This is a genomic window from Halorussus salinisoli, assembly GCA_005239435.1.
Taxonomy (GTDB): Archaea; Halobacteriota; Halobacteria; order Halobacteriales; family Haladaptataceae; genus Halorussus; species Halorussus salinisoli.
The window spans coordinates 650306-672744 of the sequence record SZNP01000001.1 but is presented as its reverse complement, the minus strand read 5'-3'; the positions used below and the strand labels follow the sequence as shown (position 1 = coordinate 672744).

Annotated in this window: 14 protein-coding genes and 1 pseudogene; 10 read left to right on the top strand and 5 right to left on the bottom strand. The window is 51.7% G+C overall.

What is annotated here, in order from left to right; all coding sequences use genetic code 11:
* Window positions 1-52 precede the first annotated feature (52 nt).
* The 5 genes from E2484_RS07760 to E2484_RS07745 all read right to left on the bottom strand — a co-directional run bounded on the left by E2484_RS07760 (window position 53) and on the right by E2484_RS07745 (window position 9876).
* Window positions 53-2227 (bottom strand): PGF-CTERM sorting domain-containing protein, encoded by a 2175-nt coding sequence (locus E2484_RS07760; protein WP_137284630.1) that lies wholly within the window; start codon window positions 2225-2227, stop codon window positions 53-55.
* Window positions 2228-3419: 1192 nt separating this feature from the next.
* Window positions 3420-4697, bottom strand: a complete 1278-nt coding sequence (locus E2484_RS07755) for an RNA-guided endonuclease InsQ/TnpB family protein (RefSeq protein WP_137284629.1) — start codon at window positions 4695-4697, stop codon at window positions 3420-3422.
* A gap of 363 nt (window positions 4698-5060) precedes the next feature.
* A complete protein-coding gene (locus tag E2484_RS25960) occupies window positions 5061-5612 on the bottom strand; it encodes a homing endonuclease associated repeat-containing protein (protein WP_170977269.1) in 552 nt (183 codons plus the stop codon).
* 1089 nt (window positions 5613-6701) lie between these two features.
* Window positions 6702-8636 carry an ABC transporter permease subunit gene (locus tag E2484_RS07750; RefSeq protein WP_137284628.1) on the bottom strand — a complete coding sequence of 645 codons (1935 nt, stop codon included), beginning with the start codon at window positions 8634-8636 and terminating at the stop codon, window positions 6702-6704.
* 298 nt (window positions 8637-8934) lie between these two features.
* Window positions 8935-9876, bottom strand: coding sequence for a homing endonuclease associated repeat-containing protein (locus E2484_RS07745; RefSeq protein WP_137284627.1), 942 nt, complete (start codon window positions 9874-9876; stop codon window positions 8935-8937).
* Window positions 9877-10182: 306 nt separating this feature from the next.
* Between E2484_RS07745 and E2484_RS07740 the strand changes: the two genes are divergently transcribed.
* The 10 genes and pseudogenes from E2484_RS07740 (at window position 10183) to E2484_RS07700 (ending at window position 22439) form a co-directional block, all read left to right on the top strand.
* The gene (locus E2484_RS07740) at window positions 10183-11667 is read left to right on the top strand and encodes an MFS transporter (RefSeq protein ID WP_137284626.1); all 1485 of its coding nucleotides are present in this window, start codon (window positions 10183-10185) and stop codon (window positions 11665-11667) included.
* Window positions 11668-11913: 246 nt separating this feature from the next.
* Window positions 11914-12309, top strand: a pseudogene (locus tag E2484_RS25465) (archaellin/type IV pilin N-terminal domain-containing protein); the annotation flags it as partial.
* Window positions 12310-12342: 33 nt separating this feature from the next.
* Entirely contained in the window at window positions 12343-13230 is an 888-nt protein-coding gene (locus E2484_RS25460) for a hypothetical protein (protein WP_394347903.1), read from the top strand.
* A gap of 113 nt (window positions 13231-13343) precedes the next feature.
* Window positions 13344-13883, top strand: a complete 540-nt coding sequence (locus E2484_RS07730; RefSeq protein WP_137284624.1) for a COG1361 family protein — start codon at window positions 13344-13346, stop codon at window positions 13881-13883.
* Window positions 13884-14069: 186 nt separating this feature from the next.
* On the top strand, window positions 14070-15704 hold the full coding sequence (locus E2484_RS07725; protein ID WP_170977268.1) for a BGTF surface domain-containing protein: 1635 nt from the start codon (window positions 14070-14072) through the stop codon (window positions 15702-15704).
* A gap of 336 nt (window positions 15705-16040) precedes the next feature.
* Window positions 16041-16670 (top strand): hypothetical protein, encoded by a 630-nt coding sequence (locus E2484_RS25955; RefSeq protein ID WP_137284622.1) that lies wholly within the window; start codon window positions 16041-16043, stop codon window positions 16668-16670.
* A gap of 746 nt (window positions 16671-17416) precedes the next feature.
* Entirely contained in the window at window positions 17417-18724 is a 1308-nt protein-coding gene (locus E2484_RS07715; protein ID WP_137284621.1) for a dicarboxylate/amino acid:cation symporter, read from the top strand.
* Window positions 18725-19196: 472 nt separating this feature from the next.
* The gene (locus E2484_RS25950) at window positions 19197-19646 is read left to right on the top strand and encodes a hypothetical protein (protein ID WP_394347900.1); all 450 of its coding nucleotides are present in this window, start codon (window positions 19197-19199) and stop codon (window positions 19644-19646) included.
* A gap of 66 nt (window positions 19647-19712) precedes the next feature.
* Window positions 19713-21350: a hypothetical protein gene (locus E2484_RS07705; protein ID WP_321112112.1), complete on the top strand. Its 1638-nt coding sequence runs from the start codon at window positions 19713-19715 to the stop codon at window positions 21348-21350.
* 3 nt (window positions 21351-21353) lie between these two features.
* Complete coding sequence (locus E2484_RS07700; protein ID WP_137284618.1) at window positions 21354-22439, top strand: hypothetical protein; 1086 nt, start codon at window positions 21354-21356, stop codon at window positions 22437-22439.

The following is a 22439-nucleotide window of genomic DNA, read 5'->3' as shown; positions in this document are numbered from 1 at the left end:
TTATATTAGAAAGGGTGGGAAGACACGTCAGTGCCCAAACTGAAGTAGTGGGTTAGACGTGACGTCGCTTGATAAGTAGAAGGGCCGTTAGAAGCGCGAGTAGTGTTCCTGTGACTTCAAAGCCAGGCGTCCCAGCAAAGGATGTCGTCGTCTCACTTGATGACGTTGACGTAGTTGTCGTAGTAGTCTCCTCTTGGTCATCGGCTTTTGAGACGACTACAGTCCCCTTCGAGTAGTGGATCGGAACCGAAACATAGACACCATTGTCGGTGTGGCGGCTGATTGAGAGGTCGCGAGACGAGTTGTTGTAGGCTGCTTGGAGTGTCGACGGGTCAGAGACACCCCACGACGAGAGCAGATTATTGGGGAGGTAGGCCTCATAGAAGCCCTTGTTTTCGCTCCCATTTACCGTAAGGTGAGGTCCGGCGACGAGCAGGGAGAGAGTCGGATCAGTGTCCGGTCCACCGGGCTTGAATTGGGGAGTCCCGAATGTTTGTGCGTCCGTGGCGATAATCGTCCCGTTCAAAGCAGCTCTGCGTTCGTCACTTCCGGGGTACGATGTCATCGGGTCGAACGTGAGGCTGATAGTTGCAGGATCCATTGAGGTCGCCTGATCAGCCGAGCCGTTCGGCCATGAGTTTAGATGGGCACCGTTAAGATACTGCCATTCTGCTGCAGTGATATTTATCTCGTAACGTGTGTGTGTCTCGTTGATTTGGGTTCGGTTCCACGTTACGTTGTGACCGGTCGCAATCAGAACCGGAGCAGAGAAGTTTTCCACCACTAAGCTGACGCTAACGCGAGTGTTAGTTGTTGCACCAATGGATGAGAGATCTGAACCGCTTGTCGGTTCAATATCACCCTGAAGCATGCCGGACTGCATCGACAAGTCTGCTTGAACGTCACTATCCAGTGTCGGCCCACCAATAACTCGGGCAGAAGAATTGACGATGACCGGCTCACGGACAGTGACGTTAATTTGCTCACCATCAAGGAAAACGGTGTATTCACCGGTTGACGGGAAAACTATGTCGTAGAAATTGACGTCTGCCTGTCCCTTGGCAGGAACCGTAACGCCTTTCGAGTCAATTACAGTTCCATCCTTGTACGTGAGAGTGACGTTTTCCCAACCCTGAGAATCCGATGGATTCTCAGCCGTGGCGAAGAACGAGGTTCCCTGACCGACGACGACTGTCTGGTTCGGCGCGACGTCATTCATTTCGAGATCTACTTTCTCACCTGCAACTGCATCAACCGTATAGAGATTACCGCCTGCGGACACATCATAACTACCAGCCTCAGCGAAACTGACGTTGAGCGAGACCGTTTCCGTTCCATCTGCCGGAACACTCACTGTCGTCGATTTCTCCCAGCTCGAGCTACCATCTCGCGGGAAGACATCAACGTCGAACGTGTATTCACCACTCGATCCACCCTGATTTTCGACCGTGCCCGTGATAGTGAGGTTCTCACCTGTCCGAACGATTGACGAAGAGATGTTCGTCTCTGTGAGTAAAAGTTGTTCAGTCGAATCATCAGTAGATTCGACGGTAAGCGTTTTCGCTGGCTGTCCATTGACCCGGATATTATACGTTCCGGAATAATTGAAGGTAGGCGTCAAAGTAACGTCTTCCTGGGTAGTCCCACTAACTGATATAGAATCTGAGGCTAACGATCTGCCTCGTTCATTATACACTGAAAGGGTTATCGAGTCGGTATTTGTTGTTGGATTGTCTACGGTGGTTGTTACTGTGACAGAGTCTCCTTCCGTAATTGTTGAGTTCGAGAGTGTGAACCCCTCAACAGTGAGGTCTGTCTGCGCAACCAAGGTCCCCGTGTCTTGATAGCCGTCTGAGCCAACGAGCCTTCCTGAGGAGGCATTAATTAGCACTCCGGTTAGAACGTGTGTTCCGCCCGTTATTGTGTCAGCAGGGACGGTGATTGTTTGGGTTCCCTTTTTTGAGTCGAGGTTCTGAAACTCTCCACCACCGGGCCACGCGATATTCACTGCGAGATCGGATTGTGTTACGGTTCCATCTTCCACGTACTTGCTTGCATTATACGCTATTTCGATTGTACTGTCAGAGTTTCCAACGATGGTGGTATCCGGGACGTTGAGACCGGTTGACTCTGGTACGTCAGCAGTACCGCCCTCAGTAGTTTTTCCGAGTGCCAATCCTGCTGTGAAACTTCCGCTAACTACGACAGCCGTCAGTACGACCGCCATTATACCACGATAGGATAACTTCATCATCAATCTGGAATCTCCGTGCCCACAACTTATGTTTTGTGATACTTATTGCTATAATTCTAAAATAATCCTTTAATTCTGAGAGCAGAGTAAGATTAGCGATATATTCTGTGCTGAAATATGCAATCCGTAGAAAAAGAACCAAAATAACAATTTGTCCTCTTCCCTAAACAAGGATGACGTATACTCCACATGCATACTATAAGGGATTTTACCGCTAACCTGCGTCATTACTCGTTCTAATACGCTCCTACGGAGATATGGTCTATTCGCTATAGAATATATTTCTGGCTTCGTACCTTCTTTTTGCATATGGCCGCGACCGACTCACCCCAATTGGGCTAACTCACCCAACAGTAAATCCATCCCAAGCCCCTACTGCATCAGCAGATGGTGAGTCTGAGAGCTGCGAGTGCAAATGACTATGCATACACTGTCGAAGTTGATAGCAACCTACCTCCGAAATGTCCTGACTGTGGTGGAGCGCTGACGCTCGTTCTCACGTAAGTGGTGACAGAGTACGCAGTCAGTGGCGATGTGGGCCTTACGTAGTCCTTATTTCATCAGACCGAATCCTGAACACTCTTTGGCCAAATCAAACGAGCTAATCGCGGTCAATAATGGCTTCTCGGAACTCCGGAAAACCTTAAGAATAGTGTCGAATTACACCATTGGGCATTGGAGACGAACCCCCGGTGGATGTGGGCGTTGTCTTCTTCATCGCAGCTCTTTCTCCATATTTGTTGCATGAGGAGTATAGGTTGATGGGTGAATGTGGAGCGGTTCAAGATTCGTTCTAATTCTGGAAGGTCCACGGCGAAATTATTGTTAGAACGACATGAATCGCCACTATGTAATTTTGGATATACGAAACATATTTGTAAATAGAATTTAATTCTGTTGTTGCAGGCTGCTCGCCTGCTACCCAGACGCAACCACAGTCGACGCTACCAACATTCCACCTGGTACCCGCCGACGAGTCAGCGTTCCCAACCCCGGACAAGACCGTTAGCGACACTACCGGACCAATGTCCATCGCTATCGGGACTTCCCCCCTTTCTAGAATTCAGGCCTTTACCGCGATAGTTACGCCAGAGTAGGCGAGAAACCCCTGCCGTATACGGCAGGGACGAATCGGCGCTATCAGTACGGTGTCAACTACCCCACCCTACTCGCTCGCGCTGACGCGCTCGCTTCGTTGAGGGTGGGGCTTGTCGGTGGACTCCGCCTCTGACTCCTGTTCGGAGTACGAGACAAATCCTCGGTTCGGCTTCACAGTCCCCGACTTCAGGGCGAGTTGACTGTCACCCGTCCGTCGTGAGTCGTGTAGCCCACGACGGACAAACCGCCATCCAACGTTCTTCGCCGCGTTATAGTCCGCGTTCGCCGTCGCACCGCACTTCTCACACTCGAAGAAGTCGCGCTCCGTACGGTTGCCATCGCTCGTATGGCCGCACTCGCAACACCGCTTCGACGTGTTTTCAGGGTCAACGTACACGACCTCGATGCCGAGTTCCTCGGCCTTGTACTCAACGTACTGGACGAGTTGGTAGTGCGCCCACTGGTGGAACTTGCGCTTACTCGGCATCGAATCGCGGATATGCGTCAAGTCCTCGAACGCGATATGCGTACAGTCGGAGGCGACTGCCTCCGCGAGCAACCGATTCGACACCCTGTGCAGGTAGTCACGGTTGTATCGTTCCTCGCGGTTGCCACGCTGAACGAGCGTGCAGTGTGCGGACTCTGTACCTGTTTCTTGGAGGCCGCCGCGAACGCGTTCGAACTCGCGGTGTTCGTGTAAGAGTTCTTGCCCTGACTCGAAGTGCGCTGTTGAGGTGACGGCGAGGTTTTCGATACCGAGGTCAACCCCGAGAACTGTCCTGTCCTCGGCGGGTGACTCGTCGGTATTGGAGTTTGGCTTGCGGAAGCCGAGATGCAAATAGTAGTCGCCGTCACGCGCTGTCAGCGTCGATTCCGTGACCTCCCACTCATCGCTGTCGAGATACTGGTGCTGGTAGCCGTCTTCGTCGTCGGGCAGTACCAATCCACACCGAACTCGACTTTCTGTGGTGGCGAGTGAGACGGTGTTGTCCTCGAACAGGGTCATCGTGTTGGCGTCGTACTTCACCGTGAGGGAGGTGAACTCGGGTTTCGAGTAGTTGCGACCCTGTTGTTTGCGTTCATCGACGCCTTTCAATGCTTGTGCCGCTTGGAAGCACGCGAGGATGGCGTGTTGACTCCCGAGACGTGTCTGGTCACGAACATTGTCGTAGGCGAGTGACTGGAGTTTTCGCTTTCGAGTCTCGTAGTGTTCCCAACCGATGTCCGTGGCGATATTCGCACCTGTGCGCCATTCGTCGATGGTGTCTTCGAGCAGGTCGGCCTGCTCAGAGGACACGGAAAGGCGCGTTATCGCGGTGCGTCTCAGGTAGTCGTTGTCCGCCACGATTTCAAAGAAAGGTTATGGTTACTTAATAGTTGGTGTCTGGTTGGTGTGTGCGTGACGCACTCCTCCCCGCCCTACTGCGTTACTCGGCCTTCGGCCTGCGTTGCTCCTTAAGGACGGGGACTCCGCGCTACCGCACAGTTGAAATCTCTTCCTATCGAACAGAGTGATATCCGACGCGATAGATCCGCGCCCGTGTCGGGATCATCGGATAATTTCGGAAGTCCTGTCTAATACGCTGACGGTATCTCCACCGGCAATCGCGCGGAGATGCCGCCGTAAACCGAGCAAGTACCTCCGAATTCCTTGCGAATATAGGAATAACGGTCTATTTACATTTCCAACACTCTATCGGCGTGTGAACTATTCAAGCTGGAGATTTGCTTTTTTGAGAGCATTACTCCAAGAGCCAAATCGGTCGTGATACACGTCGATGGAGTAGGGACCATGCGTTTCTACATCGGATTGAGTTGGAGGGCGTCCAAGTTCACGAGTAAGCTGATGTAGTGCCCGTATCAATTCGGCCTGTTCGATCCGATTTGGTGACGGTCGAGCGTCTGGTTCTAAGCCTGCTTTTTCAAGCGATGTTGCCCAAGAGCCGAATCGGCGACGATATGTACTCGGCGAGAATGGCCCCCGTGTCGCCATTTCCTGTTGTCGTGGTGGATGAGTAAGTTCGTCCGCAAGATTCTGAAGCGCGGCGAGCAACTCTTCGTCTGGAATTTCTTGGCGATACTGTGGCTCTAACCCTGCACGCTTGAGGGCACTAGGCCACGATCCGAATTGGCGGTAATACGGTGTCGCAGAATACGCACCTTGGGCCTCCATTTCGTCACGTGTTGGCGGTCGACCAAGGTCACCCGCAAGCGATTTAAGAGCTGCTATGAGATCAACCTCGGGAATCGATCTAGACATACTTGCTCATTGGCAGATATCTCCGTGAAACATACTAACCGTTTCTGTCAAGTTGGATATTATAATGTTGTAACATAGTTGCTTTACTGACGGGTTTTATAATCCGCTTGTAAGTTCAGGGCAGAGCTTTTCAGCGAGAGGTGTCGGAAGAAACAACGAGTCAGGGTTAACCTCAATGCTATTACTCTCGCCCGCATGTTCTAAGACGGTCGCAAGCGAATGAAGGTATTCAGGCGAGCGATCTTCGTGGCGGACTACAAATCCTTCTTTCCATGGCCAGTATCGGGCCGTATTCGCCAAGTACGTATTTGCAAATGTCCATGCGTGTTCTCGTGGGTGTGTGCGTTCAGGAGTCTGTGTATTGTCGGTGTCGTCAGTAGCTGGGGGGGTCGATACTGACGCCGCTGACGCAGTGTCTTTCGTGGTCGGAGTAGTGTCTTGGGTTGTGTCAGTAGTTGGTGTGTCCGCTGGCGGTGTGAGATAGTTTGGAAGCGTTGTAGCGTCCGTACGCGGGCCTCGCGGCGCGCCTATGAGGACCAGAAGCCGGCCGATGATTGTCCGATGTTCTGAAATCCGGGCTTCTGTCGCCTTCTCTGTCGACTCCTCGCGATAAATTGTGTACTCAACCCCGATAGTCTCAAAGAGTTCCGCAAGTCGGTCTTGTTCAGACTCTTGGTCACAACTGAACATGGGCGCATATTCAGCCTCGGAGATTGATCCCCGAGAGAAAATCCACGCTACCAGCCTGTTGAACGTCGGAAACAAAGCATCATCAGTATTAAGCGGTAGCCACTCGTGTTCTTCGGCGATCTGAATCGCCCGAATGGGAGCAGGCCGACTTCCGTTCATCCATGGATGTACGCGACCACGAGGGAGGTTAAGTGCGGAGGCAACTGCTGAGGATCCCTTGTTCGGATGGCGGCCTGTGTATTCCAGCACGCGCTGGTAATCTTCGACGGCTTTCCACGCGTCCTCGTAGGATTGGGAGTTGTATGTCCGAGCTAAATCAGGCGGAGTAACGGGTATCGGCATTGTTCTTGGCTGTCCTCTCGTAGGTCCGTTGGGAAAAGGTTTCGACACCGAGAATGCTCAAACCGTTCCAAGTTGCGTGACGACTACGAAATTGTATGCTGCGTGGAGGAGCGTAGCACATACGAGAGTCGCAGCGTACCAGTAGCGCTTTCGGCTGGCTCCATAGGCAGTCACTGTGGCTGTAATCACATGAAGAGCGAGGGGAGCGAATAGGAGTCCAAGTAGGACACTGGGTGATTGGGAAACACCAAGCCCAGTCGTTGTGCCAAATGCTGCCCGTCCAAGATCGAGTTGCGGTAAGCCCACCAGTTGAGCCACCGCAGTCGCCTTTTCACCGATGAAGAAACCCAAGCCCGAAAGACTACCAAGCAAGCCGACCGTCCATAGCGACCGATCGAAACGGTCGTGGGCGAACCCAGCATAGATATGGACGCTTTTCGCGAGTTCTTCGATTCCTGCAATTACGACCAAGAGTACTGGCAGGGACAGCTCAATTGGTAATGCGAACAAGACAGCAACAGCGAGGAGTTCGCCGACAAACACGAACGGAATCGAGAGTGCACTCAATTTTGCTACGCTTCGCGGCCCGGTCAGTTGGCTGTTGAGTGCATCAAGGAATTTGAGTGGGACCGGACGCTGGGTGAACATATCTTCTTCGCGATAGACGCCACGACCGAGTGCGAATAACACGATAGAGCTCAGGAATAGCGGCAGCGTCGAGAATGCATAGTCGCCGAGCGAAACACTAGTTTCCCGGAGGGTATGCACGACTAGCGTCAAGGGCGAAATTGCTGCAATCGGGTGGATATTCGTGAAGATGGCGGGAATGAATGCATAGGCGGTCAAGAAGACTGACAGGGAGATGGTAACGAATGTCAGTTCTTTGAATGACCGGGCAAACATCGCGCTCACGAATGCGCTCGCTAGATATAAGAGTGCGATAGGGATTACCGCCAAGACTGCTATGAGGACTGCAATCGTACCCGTAACGAATCCATCTGCTCCGGCAGGCGTTACTAAGAGGATTGTAATGGCAGTGACCGTTGCAATGATAATCATACCGAAGAAATACGGCAGTGTCTTGCCAGCGATGATGTCACCCGGGGAGGCAGGCGACACTAAGAGTAGTTCGCCCCGGTTATTGATGCGTTCGTCCATGATGCTGCTGGCATACGCTTGAATCACGAAGTTCATCGGGAGAATGAATGCGAACGCCAACACTAGGGATTCGAACGGGAATGGTGGTGTAATGCCCGAGGGCGTTCCTTGCTCGCCATTATCGGTAAACAATGAAGCGCCGCCGCTATCACCTGAGGCAGGCAATGAACCATTCGACGGTTGGACTGAAGAGCTATCGCTATCTTGATTCGATGCTGCATCATCTGGCGTTTCGGTGGTCCGTTCTGCAGAGTCACTCTTCCCTAGTTGCGTCGTCTGACCTTGCGTCTCTGATTCGTCTTCCCGTGCAGTCCGCTGGTTAGCAGTGGTCTCCGGTCTCTGTGTCCCTCCGTCAGCTTCAGGAGATTCTGCAGTCTGGGTTTGAGGATTCTGCTCAACATACTCGAGGGACACCTTCACTGGGAATGCTGCGGCCTGATCCGACTCATTTCTCATCTGCCGGTTGTTATACTGTTTAACTGCATCCCGGAACTCGGACAGTGCAGCCCTTCCTTTTGGTGTGTCGCTGACCACCACCTGTTTTTCCGATATGATAAGGATGTCAATAGCGTCCGCTTGGAGTTTCTGTGCACTCGGTTCCACAACAACAAACGTTGAGTCCTGTGAGGCCACCTCATAGTATGGGCTGTCTTCTGATACACCGACTCGATAAATCCCCTCATCAACTGTGACTCCTTGCCCTGCAACCATTGGCAATAAAATGGCTAACAGTAAGAGGAGAACTCCACCAACCGCCAGCGTCCGCCGATCGAATTGCCCACTATTCCGTGTTACTTCCCACTTGGCAATCCGGAATAAGTTGTCTCTGTCCATCAGTACTCTACTCCAGTAGTATTCATAATTTCATTATCCATTGTTTCCTCCAAACTCGAACCATCGCCTGGAAATGTGATTTTAAGTGGTGGACGCCCGGGTATCGCAAATTCTAGCTTGAGATGACCGGTTGATAGATGCCTTCCAGCGACAAACGCCATTTGATTAACTGAGACTCACCCCCGAAGGTACTTCATTTTATCCATGAAGACGGCAAGACCACTTCCTGAAGAGGTAACGCAGCGGGCACAACAGATCTGTAGCTCAGTAGGGAACGCAGTTCCGGGATTCTAATCCACTATCGATTCCACGCGTGAGCTGGATTGTATCCCGCCTCCTCGACAGCTCGGTTCCACGAATCGAACCGACTGAGATACAACTCCGGGGTATATTTTCCCTGCTGGCGCATCTTTGCGGGAGTTGGCGGTTGACCAAACTCCGTTTTGAGCCGTCGGATTTCAGTGAGCAAATCATCTGCCGGTGGTAGCGACGCTGATGTCGTCGATGTGAACCCTGCTTTCTGCAACGCATTATTCCAACTTCCAAATCGATGGCGATACGTATCTACTGCATGTTCGCCGTTGGTGTTCATTTCGCGGGCAGTCGGTGTCTCCCCGAGACGAGTCGCTAGATCGCGGAGGTGATTGAGTAGCTCGCTGGTTGAGTACGTCGGGGCACCGTGGAGAGAGTGCTCTGTAAGGCCTGCGAGTTGAAGAGCATCATCCCATGAACCAAACGCTGCGCAATAAATATCGCTTGCATAGTCACCATATCTATCGAGTTCGTCCTGTGACGGTGTACGGCCAATTTCATCGGCAATCTCAGCGAGGATTGTTCGAAGTTGGTTGTGTGTTACTGTGGCTTCAGCGGGCGATGTTCGCGGAACAATATCGAAGCCCGCTCGTTCAAGCACTGCGCGCCAGGATTTGAAATTATCTATGTAGACCCACGAAGAGAGGTCGCCCTCCTCCCGAAGGTCGGTGCGAGTTGGCGTCCGTCCAAGACGGTCGCCTAACTCTTGTAGATGGCGTTGGAGACGTGGCCGCGAGAGGTTAGGTTCTCGACGGTCGGCAACCCCTGCAGCTTCAAGTGCTGTTCCCCAATCACCAAACCGGTCAAGGTATGTTTCTGCCGAATACCGGCCAATAGTCTGCATGTCCTTTGTTCGCGGAATCCGCTGGAGCCGCCACGCAAGCAATCGAAGTTCCTCTCTCAGTTCTTCCTCCGACAGGTGCGGCATCTACCATCTGACTGGTGGGCGAATCATTAAAATCTATGCCTCTCAACGCACGTCAATGGAGTTTCTCGTGTTTCAGACCTCCGACCTGTCCACGAAACCAAATTCTAAATAGGTGCAACCTAAGGCTCATTCTAACGACCAACGATGCAATTTCGGACTCCCCGTGGTAGCTCGGTATCTGTACTTCTCGGTGATCTCTTTGGTCTTCTCTGTATTGCTGGCGCTTTAGCCGGGATTCATTTCGGTATTCCCGCGCACGTACGTGCGAACTACATCCTAGACCACTCTCACCCCTCTATCGTAACAATGTGGACGTCCGCCTTTGTTCATCGAACGACATCACATCTTCTTGGAAACCTCGTCGGGTACATAATAGCCATTGTCCCAGCATGGCTTCTGGCCGTGTCACAGGGCGACCGGCGGCGCTTTTGGTTCTGTGTGGTAGTAGTCCTATTCGCCTTTCCAATCCCGCTGGCGATCGCCACCGATTTGGGCTTCAAGTATTTCGTGCCCACAATTTCGGCGAGCAGTTCACTTGGCTTTTCCGGGGTTGTCGGTGGGTTCACCGGCCTCCTGTTCGGTTTTTTGACCGGATTCTTCGCACACCGCTATGGCGTCCAGTCAATGCTGATCGGGACGGTCATTGTTGTGCTGTCCCTGTTGGGAGCTCTCTTCGAGTATCATGGTCTTTCAGGGCTCCTTTGGGTGAAATCCTTACTTGGATCCAGTATCGCGCTTGGCGGTATTGTGCTTCTCGTCGACTTGGCTAGCCGAAGCCATAGACGGACATTAGGGGTAAGGAATTGGCTTCGGAGTCACGGCAGTTCACTCGGTCTCATCGCCGGGAGTTGGGTTGCACTTACCGGGCTAACCATACTCTTGTTCCCCCGACCGAACGTTGCTGCAGGTGTCGTTCCCAACATTATAGTGCATTCTCTCGGGTTCGCTGGAGGGTACGCAATTACGCTCATCGTGCTATTCGTATTCGCAGACAGCGCGGAGTCTCAGACGAAGAAGAGGCGCAGAAAGACAAGGAACTCGCCTCTCTCGAAAGCCGCGAATGAAGACGGTCGCCCCCTTAGGGATTCCGTCGCAATCAAACTCACACGGTCTGTCGTTCCCCAGCGATTGCCCCAGACACGACTTCCAGACGAAACAAAGCAGGCCTTCGTCCGACCAGTGTTGAAACATTGTTTGCAAATTGAGTATGAACCAGTGGTTGGCCAACTTGAAATGAAAGTGATGCTACAGCCAACATCTCAATCAGAACTCAATCAGTCCTTTTCTGGAAGTATTTTGCTTCCCGGTCACAAGGATGACCGCCAGTCGGTATCAGTTCCAATTGCCGAGACCTACCTCACAACAACTTTCGTTCCGCAAACCCGGGTCTTGAATCCTGACGCTGAAGAGGAAATAACAGAATTTGGTCTGATGAGTATGATGTCAATTCCCGACGGAGGGATTAGAACACGACCACCAGGGAGCCTGGACCACCTAAATCCACAGACGTACTCCTGGCTTCAGTCTAAACTAGAACCGAAAATTGACGTATCGAACTCTCGATCGCGGCCACACGCGCGGCGACAGTTACCACAAACAGAATACTTGATTACAGTACAGTCACAAAAACCAGCAGCAGAACAGGACTGCTACCAGCAGTTCGACTTTAATCTCTCATCTCCGTATTCTACTATTTCAGCGAAACAGGTGTGGAATCCGGAATGGCGGAAGTACCAGCCGCTACCAACATTATTCAGAACCATCAGTAGCCGCCATCTTATAACATATTAGACTACTAAACCCAAAACAGATCATGTCGGGATTGATGGTCGTAATGGCTCCAGAACCCCTATTTTAGCGCTACTTCTATAATATATAAAATGATCAAGGGTTCGGATTATCATGTCTGATATTAGCCCGATGGTTATTTAATCCTCCTGTCTGAAGGGCGAGATAGTCAAGCATCCGACGGGGATGCTTGTGAGAACAATGATACGGCAAACACTCAAAAAACCGTTCAAGCGGATCGGCGACCGCATCCCAGACACCTGGGACCGCGGTCAAGTGGGTATCGGCACCCTGATCGTGTTCATCGCTATGGTTCTCGTGGCAGCTATCGCCGCGGGCGTCCTCATCAACACGGCAGGATTCCTCCAGTCCAAATCCCAACAGACTGGCGAAGAAGCAAGTTCACAGGTCACTAACCAACTGCAAGTGGTGAGTAAGACCGGACAGGTGACAAGTGGACTGACTAGTACAAAGGAGACCCACCTGTTGGCTACCTTCCAAGGTTCAAGTGGCGGTACCACGGAGGACTTCTTGGACGAGACGGTCATTACAGTTACTGACACGACTGCTGACTCGTCGGACAACACTCTCGGTGACGGTAATGGTAATCAATTCACCTTTACTGACGGCGAATCTAAGGACCTTACCTTCACCCCCATTAATGAATCCGCATATACGGTGTCCGATGGATCAACCACTATCACCGTGGATCTAGATGGTGGCGAAGCTCTTACCGCTGGCACCGATGGGTTCGATCTCGCCATTCCTGATGGGCAGGGTACTGATGTGACGGTCCATCTCGCTTCGACTCTTGACACCGAGACTGTGGAAGAGAAGACGTCCGAACTCACTCTCGGAGACGGGACCAGCACAATCGGGGTCCTTGACGAGGGCGATGTTACACTTGAAACTCAGGTGTCGTCGGTGACGGTCCAAGACGGTAATGGTGATACCTTTACCGTCGATACTGACGGTGAGTCAGCTACGCTTACTGTCGAAGTCCTCAATGACGACAGTGATCTTACCGACAACACATACCGGGTTACAGGTCCTGACGGGAACTCTGTCGAAGTTGATTTAGGCGGTACTGACGCCCTACAGTTTGACGAAGATGTCGTTCTGAAGAACGGCGGTACTGAAGTCCAGATTGGATCCGGTAACACGTTCGCTACGGAGACTCTTGGCCTGGTTGATGCTGAAACCGCTGGAACCTCCGGAAAGGTCGACAATCTTGAACTACTCGTCATGCGTGGTGCAGGTGCTGAAGACATTGATCTTAGCGGGACGGTCATTTCGATGACTGCCCCGGATGGAAGTCATAGTCTCACGTACAGTAGTAATGCTCCAGAAGAAGATAGTAAGTTCACCATTGAGGCAGTTCAAGACGAAGACGGAACGGAACCTGTCCTTTCCTCGGGCGATCGATTTAAAATCATTATCGACCCCGGGACGCTGGATGCAGGTGCAACGGCAACAGTGAAAATCACGACACAGGCTGGCGCGACGAAGGTTGTCCAGCTCCGTGTGCCGGACTCGCTGGCGAACAAGGAAGCGGTCAACCTGTAGACAGCTTTCCTCTCTTTCGACGCTGTTTATTTTGTTTTTCATATATTATTATAGGGTGAGTATAACATGCTGAAAGGATAAGTTTTAGTACTGGCAATTCTGATAGAGTTCGTATGGACGTCTCGCATGCAATTGCCGTCGTTCTACTCTGTATTACGACTCTTGTCGCCCCCGGAACCGCGATTACTGCTAACGACTCGTGTAGCACCGTCGACAGTGCGAAAGTCTGCGTTAAGGGTTTTTCCGTCACGAAAAATACGCTTCTTACTGGTGAGCAGGCGAAACTCTTGGTTACGGTTGAGAACTCCGGTTCCGAACCGGCGACGGTTTTAGTCACACTCAATACAGCCGGACCGAACAACACGACCGGCGTCTTCCCAATCGGAGAGCACACACTCCTACCCGGCGAGAACAAAACAATCACCCAGACACTAAATGGGTCGAGTCCGGGGACGCACGGCTTTCGGGTATTGGTCACAGAAGCAGATACAGATAAACGGTTCGATACTTCGGAGATAGCAACCATCGAAGTCCGGACAGACCCGCCTACGCGACTTGGTGGTCCCATCGACCGTACTGAAGTCGCACTTGTAGCCCTCGTCCTCTCAATTGCCGGGATCGTGGGGCTCGGATATCATCAATTCACGAATTAGGACTATGAACCATTGCACAAAAAGCATGGAATTTGCATACAACGTCTCTACCCTTCAGGGGTTCAGAAAAGGGTTGGAAAATATAGTTATACTCAGTTTTATGTATCTCCACTTTCCAACCACACATAGTTAGAAATGAACTTACCAACCAACTCACGGACTTTCATATTTACTGTCATTCTATTCGTGATTTCTGCGACGATATCACCGTCCGTTCTGGCTGTCTCTTCTCTAGAAACGACCAATGAGGTGGCTCTCAACGCCGAGAGTAGTAGTTTTTCACAGACTGTCGTCCGTGGTACACGAGGGAATACAATCAATATCTCCGCCTCTACGGGCTCACAAGCAACTCTAAATCTCGGGGGCCCCGAGATGGGTTTTTGGGTCCAGATGAATATCAGCGGCTCAACCGAGGTAACTCTCAATACATACGAGACAGATGTCGAGGAAATCGTGAGTGGTAGTAGCACCTTGGATATAAAAGGGAGAGAGGAACTAGCCCAACCTCTCGTACCAGCGACATATGATATGAATATTACAATAGATGGGCGTGAGGTCGCCCGCGGGAAGTTCATTATTGAACCCCGTGGTGAGACTGGGTTCACCGGTGATATTGAACGGTGGGCCTCTCCTGCTGCTGGAATCGACGAGGTCCAGCACCCGAGTGAGCTCTCGAATGCAATTCCCATCTCGCCGGAGAACGAGACGGTGGTTCCGAAGGGTAGATGGGTCGCGTTCCGCGTTAACACGTCGAAGTTCAGCGAAGGATTCCTTCGAGCATCTGGCAATGCGACAGATAAGTTCTCAGCTTCGTTCGTTGAGCAGAACCCGGATATGAATACTGAGCCCACTACGTTTAGTGGAACCGACATTGAGAAGTTCGTAAGCGTTCCAAAGGACGATGCTTTGTATTTCTTCGTGAATACTGGCCGGCACGGAATTAACGCTAACTCTACCTATCGCGTTAATGTGACGGTGATTGGTGACACTCCCTTCGTTGATCGTCCGGAGTCAGTTATAACAAATTTCACTGTAGTCAAACCACAGGTAGGTCTTCAACGCTCAAAAACACCTATTATTGTTAACTCCACCGAAACCATTCGTGGGTCAACGACGTTCTTACCAGGCGAGACAATCAATATAACCGCGAAATACAATGGAGTTCCGCCTTTCATCAAGCCAAAAGAAGCGACGGTTCAGTCGAACCAGACGTTCAAGACGTCTTTTGACTTTAGTGACGTCACGCGTGGCGATACATTTATAATTACACTCCCCGATCAAGACAAGTCGTATCAGGCCGTGCGGGCATGGGAGGTGCGGATTAATCATACTGGTGAGAAAATTAAACTTAGTGAGGACGCAACTATTACCGGCGAGGCTAAACTAGAGCCCGGATCACAATTCGAAGTGCAAGCAAACTACGACGGTGATCACTCAAGCTTCTCAAAGAGCAAAACCGTCATTGTCACTCAATCGGGCGATTTTAGCGTCGATTTCGATCTTAGCGAAGCATCACCCGGGGGAAACCTATCAGTTTCAGTTCCAGCATATAACAAAACGGTCCCGGCCGTTATCACGTCGACAACCCCCACGACGACAGCATCAACTACGGAATCAACGTCGACAACCACTACGACTACTCTGACAACCACCCAAACCACCAAATCACACTCAGCTTCGGAAACAACTCGGAAGGCACTAACTCAACAGCCAATAACACAGCAGACCGAACAATCTAGCAGTCCTGTGCCTGGATTTACGTTCCGAAGTACGCTGCTTGCTATCCTTACTGTTATACTGCTTGTTAGACGACATAGATAGGACTAATATGAGAGACTACAATTTTGACGGGAGTGCAATCGGTAACGCTGGCGGATGACGGAATGAACCAATAGTTTCACGTTCACGTAGTTTGATTATACGCCTATGCGTGGGAAATTGGCGAGCAGCTCACTTATTAATACAACGTCCATCGGAATCAAATACCGGAGCTATCCGCGCAATCGGGAGGAATCAACGATACTTGACCTTCCGATTGGACTACGAATATGGGCTTTATGACGACGCGACGGTCATCGGTCAAAGACTAGTCTACGGTTATCCAAATCGGTGTAACTCCAACAAATGAACCTCAATCTCTCTGAGTCTGGTTCTTAAATGTCATTTAGGACATTTATTCTACGGTGTCGTACGTTCTTTGAGGTTATCGGATCCTCTAGTTCGACTGCACGAGGCCAGGTCGGGATTGGGACTCTCGTTCTCTTTATTGCAGCATTACTTGTCGCTGCAACGACTGTTGGTGTTCTAGTTCAAATAACAGGAGTTCTCGAAACACAGTCCGGTGACACCAGCGATGACGTCAACCAACAGATGACAAACCGCGTCTCTGTAGTCGCTGTGACCGGGATTGTCAACGATAGCTCAGGTACTGCTACCGTTAATTCGATTGAGATAGTTACCAAGCGGGGTTCAACTTCAGATGCGGTTGATCTTAGTGAGGCTATCGTACGCATCTCTCAGCCAAACGAGACGTACACGCTCACGTATACCAACGGCTCCCCGACCGAAGCGGCTACATTCGGAGTGGAACCATTGCGTGACCCTAAGACGACGGTCCCAGTCCTGGCCCAGTCTGCAGACCGCTTTGGTGTCGTCATTACCACCAGCCCACTTACCCCCAACACAGCCGTAAAGCTCAAAATAACTCTCCAATCTGGGACAACACAATTAATTCACATTACTATCCCACGGTCACTTGAGGACAAGACAACCGTCCCGTTGCGCTAATTGTCGTCCTGAACAGCCACATATGGCATTTCTTCCCCTCTGATCGTATGTGGCTCTCCATTATATAATAGGTAAGTCGATGCAGTAACCAGGCTACTATTGGTTTATTTACATATGAAATACGTCTACAGATTATTGGGTCAAATAGCTACTTGTTCATAACATACTTTTTACTTTTCGCTCGTTTATTGACTGCCTCGCCCATACAGCCGAGGAGTACGACATCACCCTTGAGGTGCAGTTAGAAGTGTGGAAAACGCACGCGTATCCAGTGTACGGCGAGTGGGAATACAGGTCAGAATGGCAACCTGTTCCAGTGTGTCTGTAAGCACAAGAAGCACACCGATCTCGGTACCTCGCGGACGTTTCTTGAACAGTAGGCTGGTACAGATCTCGAGGTAGGGTCTAGGGTACGGTCAGTACGTCTCAAATACGAACGGCGGCCTACCGCACCGCTCCGCTACGGCAGACAGACACCAACGAGAAGCGCACAGACTGGAGTACCCACAAGGGGGAACTCGTCTCCGTCGGTGCGACATAGCCAACACTCCAACGCGAAGAATTCCATAGCTTCACACATGAGGGATATTGACATACGGACGAGCAACTTCGGACGACTGAGGCTGCTATTTTGTTTTCAGGATAGGAAATGGTCAGTCACCCCTGGCAATTATTAAACGTAATAATTAATCAAAGAATTATGTTGTAGCGTTATATTTATAGCTCGCGATTTGGAATGGCATCTCATGGCGAGTGCTACGCGCCAACTATGGAATCGATATCGCTCAGTAGCGATAATCTATCGCATCGGGATTGCTTTTGTCCTTGGATCGCTTCTGGGACTTGCAATCGGAGAACCAGCGACACGGCTTGAGCCTCTCGGTACGCTCTTCGTTCGTCTTCTCAAGATGATCATCATCCCCATCGTCTTCTTTACCCTGCTCATGGGCGCCCGACGGCTCTCTCCGTCGAGTATCGGGAAAATCGGTGGCCAAGTAATACTGCTTTATCTTGCTACAACCGCAGTAGCCATCTCCATCGGGCTACTCGTCGGGAATCTAATCAACCCTGGTATCGGTCTCGAGTTAGCCGACACCAGCGTTCAGACCAAGCAAGCACCGGACATGCTTGAGGTCTTCATGAACATCGTCCCGACGAATCCGGTCGGGGCGATGGCTGAGGGGAACGTACTTCCGACGATTTTCTTCACCATCGCATTCGGACTTTCGCTGGCTCTGTTGCAAGACGAGTACGAGCCTGGGACGACTATCCACGAAGGGGTCCAGACAATGTTTGAAATCGCCGAAACCGGTGCAGAGGCGATGTTCAAAATCGTCTGGGGCGTAATGGAGTACGGCGTGATTGGCGTGTTCGCATTGATGGCGGCGACGTTCGGGGAGGCAGGCGTCGACGCGATCGTGCCGTTCGCAAAACTCATCGGTGCGGTTGCGCTCGCGGTCGGCCTCCACATCGGCTTCACCTACCTTCTCGTCATCCAGTGGGGACTCCTCCGTGAATCCCCAATCGACTTCCTGAAAGGGGCCAAAGAAGCGATGATAACGGCACTGAGCATCCGCTCTAGCAGCGGAACGCTGCCGGTCACGATGAACGACGCCGAGGAGAACTTCGGGGTTGACGAGGAAGTGTACAGCTTCTCACTCCCGCTCGGAGCGACGATCAACATGGACGGGACCGCGATGTACCAAGGCGTTGCCGCGATATTCGCGGCCAACCTCGTCGGGCAGACGCTCACGCTCGGAGAACAGGTGACCGTCATCGTGACTGCGCTCCTCGCAAGTGTCGGCACTGCCGGTGTTCCGGGAAGCGGACTGATCATGCTAACGCTCGTCCTCACCCAACTTGGACTACCGCTCGAGGTCGTCGGTATGGTAGCAGGCGTTGACCCCATCCTCGACCGACTCCGTACCATGAACAACGTGACCGGCGACCTCGCAGTCACGACACTCGTTGCCGACTGGAACGACCGAATCGACCGCGCAAAAACGGTTTGGACGTCCACCGACACCCCAACTGAAGTGGCAAGCGACGACTAAAAAAGCATCTTAGTATTTTGAATTAGAGTCTGGGTATCTGAACCAAGTTACTCTAGTTCAACTTATTCACCGTTTGACTGCTAATCTTCGTTGAGCCACCTCGGGGTCAAGTCCCGAGGTATTCGGCCTGTCCCGCCTGTATTTTCCTCTATGAGATAGAATGGCTGGCTTGCCACTTCATGCTCACTCTTTTTGTTGGTTTAACTGGTCTCAATCATAGTTTTGCAACCAAGATGTTAGCTCTTGAAATGTTTTTCAATGTGATTGAATAGATTTATTTGATGGCTCTGGCGTTGGTGAGGTGCGTGCAGGTCCCTCCATCGGCCCTCCACAAAGTAGAGCCCATGAAAGAGAGTCTGAACGACTCAATGGTAGACAGCTTTGTAGAGGAATCTGGTAGTCTTGGACCTGTATTTCGACACAATACGAGCAACCAACACGAAACAAATCTGCAAAACAACGCTTACAGAAGATGTTCACAGTTAGTGCTCTCACTTCGAGAATCCAGACACAGTATCGTACTCTACGTAAAACAGTCCACCAATTAGATTGGCAACGCGCTAGTCGAGGTGCTGGGTTAGCAGTTGTCCTAGTGAGTATATTACTCGTTGATCCGGCGCTCGCTCAGCAGAGTAGCGAGCAAAGCGCAATCTGTCAATCTGAGAAACTCCCTGGGATGATTGAGGGATTCTTCCAAATCACGACTGGACTCGGTATCATGGGTCTTGTCGTTATCTGGCAGGCGGACTCCCTCGGTGAGATGTTTATGCCAAACCCAGACCAAAAGAAGGGACTGAAACAGCACAAACGCAGTGCACTCAAATCCGGAGTCATTCTCATCGTCCTCGGACCGCTCTACAGTGTCGCTGGCCCGTTAATGGGACTTCCACTTGCCGACTGTGTCAACCTCAGCCCCTGGTAGACGACCAATAGAGAACAACATAGTATGCGTCACCCTCTATCGGGTTTAGCGGTTGTACTCTTGATCGTGGGTCTACTCGTCGGTGGGGGAATTGCAGTACGCCCGCCGTTAGAACCCGAGGACAACGGGCTCTCTGAGAACGAATCTGCAGCCCTTTGGTCGCGAGATACGGACAACGGAAACACCGGCGTCAACGCCACGGATAAAACAGCTATACAGCAGCTTGCAGCGCACACCGATATCACGTACAAACGGCCGCCTTCGACTGCTGGAACTTGGACACGGAACGACTACAGAGACTTCGAACCGGGAGGAGACAACACCTCTGTTCATCCCGGATATGCCGACCTCACGAACTCTACGCTGATCAAAGATGCCCACAGCACCATCTTCGTGGTGCAGCCCTCTACACGAGGGCATCTCCAATCTGGAGAAACACCCCTCTATATCGCTCCAGATGGTCGTGTACTGGGAGTTGTGGACTATCGTGTTTCTGAACCTGCTGGTCAGAACTGGACGAAGATAGACGATCAGGTGACTGAGGTCCGTCTTAAACAGGACGGGGAGGTCATAGCTCGAACAGACGGCACGCAAATGCCGGCCTTCGACTATGCTGGGCTCGAGAGTTCAACATCGACGGTGACGATTGAGGCAGAAATCGAAGTGACGTTCCAGCGACCTCCGTCTGGAACCCAAACTGGTCTCCGAGAGTCTGTGACTGATACAGTTGTTGTCTCGGATAGTGTCCCAGTCAACGTCTATGACCTGCAAGTGTTTGCCAGCCATTCCACGTACCCGAATGGGGATGTCGGTGTCGCAATCTACCAGAACCGCCCTTGGCAGTCATATCAGTTATCGTCGGATGGGACAGCGAACGTTCGAGGCGTGTGGCGATTCTACACGGCAAGAGATACTCGATGGGAGTCACTCATTCAATCGACTGAACACGGAACAGACGTCGTGGAATCGGACGCAATTCCGGTCTACGTACACGCGTTCCCGTCTGTTCTTGGTCCGCAGGCGAGACCCGTTCGGACCGGTCCAGATATCTCCACTGTCTGGGGCAGCGAACGGCCATCACCAGCGGAAACAATCGGCGAGAACGTCCATGTCGGTGTTGTCGATCAGCCGTATACCCCTTCACACGGAGTAGCAGTTCGCCACCACACAATCGAGAATCATAATGTCACAGTCCGAGGTATCGTTCGCGGAGTGAATTCGACGATTAGGGAGCCGGATACGGAATCGAAGCGACAGATCCGGCGAAGCAATCTCACAATGACTGTTTTAGCAACGAACGGTTCACAGGCGACTGTACGAATTGAGCTACGAGATGAGAAGACTGGCGAACCGATTGGACTTGATAGCGATTCACGGAGGGCAGCTATCGTCGATAACGAGCGCAATGGCTATATTAGCGTTGCTGGTGAGCGTGTTCGGACGAATCACTCTGGCGTAGCGATTACGACCGTTACCGAATATGGGTCGTATACGGCACAGTATCATCCAGAGTCGTGGTTGAGTCAGGATCCAGCCTACGTCGGCGATCGTGCGACAGTTCAGTATCACCCGTTGCTCTCGTTCGATGGATGGCTCGCGTTGCTGGTTGAGGTTGGCTGGCAGTTCACGCCGTTTCTGGTAGCGATATATCTCGGATTGCAACTCGGTTCACTATTCACGTTCAACGATACGGGAGGACGCTGAGAAATGCCTGACATACCAATTGTTGATGCTGGGAAGAAGTGGTTCAGAGATATCATCAACGAGGTTATCGGCTGGTTTGAAGCTGGGCTCCGAGACGGATACGCTGCCTTTACTGAAGCAATGTTTGGGACACCGACACCGCATCCTGAAAACGGGAATGTGGTGTTCGGTATGCCAGAGAATCAGCCTTGGGTTCAAATCTATCACAGTCTTGTTGGTGGTGAGATTATGCTGTTTGCGTTGTCCCTCCTGCTAATCTGCGTGCAGGGCCGCCATACACTCCGTATCTTCAATTTCAGTAGTGGGTATCAGGCACGGAAAACACGGAAGAATGCCTGGACTGGCGCGTTCCTAATTGTCACGTGGTATTGGGTCGGAACGTTGTGTTTATACTTGATTGATGGAGTCACGCTTGCGTTGATGCCACAGTTTGGGGGGCTGGTTGATGCAATGCAGATATTTCTCCAAGCTAGCCTTGAGAACCCCGGGTTGACACTCGCAATGTCCACACTCGGTGGGCTCAGTATGTGGCTGCTTGAGGCCCTCTTCTACATTCGCCGTGTTCTCCTCTACATCTACATGTACGGGATGCCACTTGGCGTTGCAATCGCGTTCGGGAATCTCCCAGTTGTCTCGGATATCGCCAAAGCAGTCTGCAAGAGATTTGTACCGTTGGCAGTGATGCCGCTTCCAGCAGCAATACTGTTTAAGGGATACGATTTGCTCTATACCGGTGAATCGGCGCTGGCGCCGGGCAGTGCCTTTCTGCAGTATCTCGTTGCAGTATCGTTGCCACTGTTAGCGTTGTTCATCACGTGGCGACTGTTCAAATATGCGAACCCAGCTGCTGCCAAAATCATGCAGACTACATCTGGGGCTGCGTTGACTGCAGGAACAGTTGTGGCGGGAGCGTATGCTGCTGGCCCGGCAGTCGCCCGGACGGCTGCCCACCATGGCCCGAAAGCAGCGGCACGCCAGGTTGGTTTCTCACGAGTACAGTCGCGGTTTGAAACTGAATCTAGCGATGGTGAACAGGACCATGGCGCCCCGAAGTATCGACGCACGGAGAACGATCCAGGATACTATTAA